The organism is Rickettsia sp. (assembly GCF_965035265.1).
In genome coordinates, this window is sequence record NZ_CBCDJS010000118.1 from 1 (window position 1) to 3,551 (window position 3,551).

Here is a 3,551-nt window from a genome sequence, read left to right on the forward strand (position 1 = left end):
AGACGAAGATGTGCCTTATAATGTTTCCGTAAAATTATTAGAAAAAATAACGAGTAAACAAATAGTAATGAAACTAATTAAAGATGGTCACCATAATTTATCTAGAGAAGAAGATTTAAGGATAATATCTAATTCCTTAGAAGAAGTAATAAATACAATATAAATAAGCAATAATAAGTATGTACAGCAAAATAAATAAAATTCATGATTTTAAAGAAGTTATAGAAGCAATAAAGCAAGCAGATAATACTAGCTTGGTGCTTTTTGACGTTGATGAAGTAATTGTGATGGATAGCGATGAATCTCGGTTAACACATGATTATAGAAAAGAATTAATGGTGGACATTGAAAAAAGACTTGCTAGAAAAGAATGTGCATTATTACTTAGCATTGTTCTTAAAGATAGGAAAGCTAGATTTGTTAACCCAGATATCTTAACAATATTTGCTTTACTTAAAGAAAAAAATATACCAGCAATGGGTCTTACTAAACTTCCTACCGGAAAATTCGGTACAATTGAAGATATGATTGAATGGAGAATTCATGAACTTGCTAAATTAAAAGTAAACTTTCAAGAATTTTCACCTTTAAAGGATGAAATTATAATAGAAGATTTTAATGCCGGTTACGGTAAACCTACTTTGAAAGACGGAATAATTTATACTGCAGAATATGATAAAGGAAGCGTACTTGAATATGTATTGCGTAAAGTGAATTATTATCCTAAATCAATAATATTTATTGATGACATAGAAGAAAATTTATTATCATTACAAGAAACTTGTAATAAACTTAAAATTAACTATCAAGGATTTGAATTTATGGGTTCTGCTAGCGTTCCTGAACCTGATCTTGATGAACAATTAGAAAAAATTAGATTTGAAATTCTAGAAAAAGAATATAAATGGCTAACGGATGAAGAACTTAAGGGGCATACTTTGTCATCTAGTAGCTTGTCCACGGTATCCAGCTAGAAATTCATAACAATATACGCTTTAGCTGCTTTTCCTAGATGCCGTGGACTTATAGTACTAGACAGTTTTTAAAAAGCCCTCGATGTCATTCCCGCGGAGGCGGGAATCCAGGGTAAAGTGAGATAAATCGAGCTTTTAAAAAATCTTAATTTCAAAGATTTTTTACTTTTCAAATGAAGCTTTAAAAGGCCTTAAAGTAATGGATTCCCGCCTACGCGGGAATGACATAGAATAAAAAATGTCCGGTACTATAGCCGTGGACAAGCCACGGCATGACACCCATGCATCTTAGAGTGTAATATTATGTTTATAAAATATATCAGTTTTTTTGTCTTACTTATTTCTCTTTCTAGTATGGCGAGTAAAAAGGAAGAAGAAAAAATTACAGGGGTAAAAGCAACTAAAGTACAAATTGCCGAGCTTTACGACATATTTAATATTGTAGGGCAATGTCAAAATGATAATAGCCGTGATTATTATGCTAATGCCACCGGAGTAGTTGAAAAAGTCTCGGCACATCAAGGAGAAATAGTAAAAAAAGGGGATATATTGCTAGTTATAGATAAAAACATAGCAGAAACCACTAAATCTAGAGCAGAAGCTTTATTAAATACAAAACAAGAAGATTTTAATAGAAAAGAAGCTTTATTTGCTAAAAAGTTTGTAAGCAGCGAAGAACATAAAAGATCAAAAAGTGAACTTGAAGATGCCAAATTTAATTACTCTAAAGCCCTAAAAACATACAATGATATGATAATTACTGCACCATACCCAGGTAAAATAGGTGTTATTAAATCTATGGTCGGAGATGAAATAAAAATAGGCGATTATCTTTTTAGCATTACCGGAACAAAAAACTCACAAAGTATTTTTATTGAATTACCGGAGTCTTTAAGCGGAAAAGTTGGAGTCAATACTGAAGTTTTAATTGCAGGAAAAATTAAAAGCAAAATCGAGGCAGTATCGCATTACTTATCAGATAACGGCACTTTAACAGCTAAAATTATTTTACCTATGGGTACAAAAATCCTACATAATAGTTATGTAGATGTTATGCTTATAATTAATCCACATAAAAATCTAACCGTTTCTGAAAGTTGTATTCAACGAAATAATCAAGGTAACTTTATCTATAAAATAGACGGTGATACGATAAAACAATTATACGTAAAAACCGGTACGCGTACTAAAGGTTTAATTGAAATCATCTCTGATGATATTAAAGAAGGCGACTTAGTTGTTACGGAAGGTATGACTAAAATCGGTGATGGATCAAAAGTTAAGATACTTGAGGAATAATTATTTATATATGCTTGCTAAGCCATCTTTGTATTCTAGAAATTGTTACACGCATTCCTTCTTGCCTTATAGAAGTAATAGTTAATACAATCAAAATTTTTGTCACAAAGCAATAGGTTCGTATTTTTTGAATTACATAGTTATTTTTGAAAAAAGAAATATTACTTTTTTTATAGTCTTCATTTTTATTTTCTAATAATCTTAATTGTGTAACAGCTGCTAATAACAAATTAATAGTAAACGGACTAAATTTACTTAAATAAGAATCATTAAGAACATAAGAAGTAATATTTATTAAACCTACTGAATATTTATTTGGATCCATAAACGTATTAGTACCGCCGCTAATTCGTACTTTAGACAATTCTTTGTCTATACCGCCTATTGAGTTTTTACTAGCAATGGATATCCATAAACAACAATCTTCGCCGCTTCTTATATTTTCAGGAAATAAATTTTCTTGGAATAACGTCAAAGTTCCCATAACTGTCGGCATTGCTATTGGACAAGTCTGTATGACTTTAGGAAAAACATTTCCACTAAAAAACCCGGAATGAACAGATTCTATATATTTTCCTTTTTCATTTATTTTTTTATATGAAGTATGAGAAAATATAAAATTATTTTCTTCCATAAACTTTAATTGAATTTCTATTTTATCCTTATAAAATAAATCGTCCGAATCAAGGAAAGCAATATATTTTCCTATAGCATTTTTAATACCTAAGTTACGTGCAGCAGCAGGTCCTTCATTTTTTTTATGAAAATATTTTATTCTTTTATCTTTTTTGCATATTGAAGTTAATTGTGATATATCATCAGTCGATCCATCATCTATTATAAGTATCTCAAAATTTTTGTGTGTTTGAATAAGTACACTTTCTATAGCTTCAATTACCCAATTTATTCTATTATATACCGGTATAATAACACTAACTTTAGTATCATGTAGTACTTGCTTAGCCATAGTATTTGCTAAATCACAGGCTTTATTATATGGAGTATTATTTGATAAAAAATTAGCTGTACGAATTAAAAATAAATAAGAAGAACCTTCCATTTTAATCATTTCTTCTTCTGTTAACTCGTGAAGAAACGATGACCATAATACATTGCATTCTTCATTATGATTTGATACTTTCTTACTACCTTGTTCTGAATGAAAGCGAGATTTAATTAGGATAGACTCGTCAAAATGAATAGGAGCAACACGGAAAATTTTAAACCATAAGTCATAGTCTTGCGTTGTCGGTAAAGCTTCATTAAATATACCGACTT

3 protein-coding genes and 1 pseudogene are annotated in these 3,551 nt (G+C 29.8%); 3 read left to right on the top strand and 1 reads right to left on the bottom strand.

Features of this window, described 5'->3' with window-relative positions; all coding sequences use genetic code 11:
- From AC1Z7D_RS06545 to AC1Z7D_RS06555, 3 genes and pseudogenes are all read left to right on the top strand, one after another.
- Window positions 1-163: pseudogene (locus AC1Z7D_RS06545) on the top strand (alpha/beta hydrolase); the annotation flags it as partial.
- A 16-nt stretch (window positions 164-179) separates the two neighbouring features.
- Window positions 180-974: a DUF2608 domain-containing protein gene (locus tag AC1Z7D_RS06550; protein WP_482603017.1), complete on the top strand. Its 795-nt coding sequence runs from the start codon at window positions 180-182 to the stop codon at window positions 972-974.
- Between the two features lie 303 nt (window positions 975-1,277).
- Window positions 1,278-2,273, top strand: coding sequence for an efflux RND transporter periplasmic adaptor subunit (locus AC1Z7D_RS06555; protein WP_482603019.1), 996 nt, complete (start codon window positions 1,278-1,280; stop codon window positions 2,271-2,273).
- A gap of 4 nt (window positions 2,274-2,277) precedes the next feature.
- Here the strand turns inward: AC1Z7D_RS06555 and AC1Z7D_RS06560 are convergent.
- On the bottom strand, window positions 2,278-3,551 hold a 1,274-nt coding region (locus AC1Z7D_RS06560), incomplete at its 5' end, for a glycosyltransferase family 2 protein (protein WP_482603021.1).

Bases quoted from the DNA above. Each gene is read 5' to 3' on its own strand.
- AC1Z7D_RS06550 (WP_482603017.1), top strand. From the start codon at position 180: ATGTACAGCAAAATAAATAAAATTCATGATTTTAAAGAAGTTATAGAA.
- AC1Z7D_RS06555 (WP_482603019.1), top strand. From the start codon at position 1,278: ATGTTTATAAAATATATCAGTTTTTTTGTCTTACTTATTTCTCTTTCT.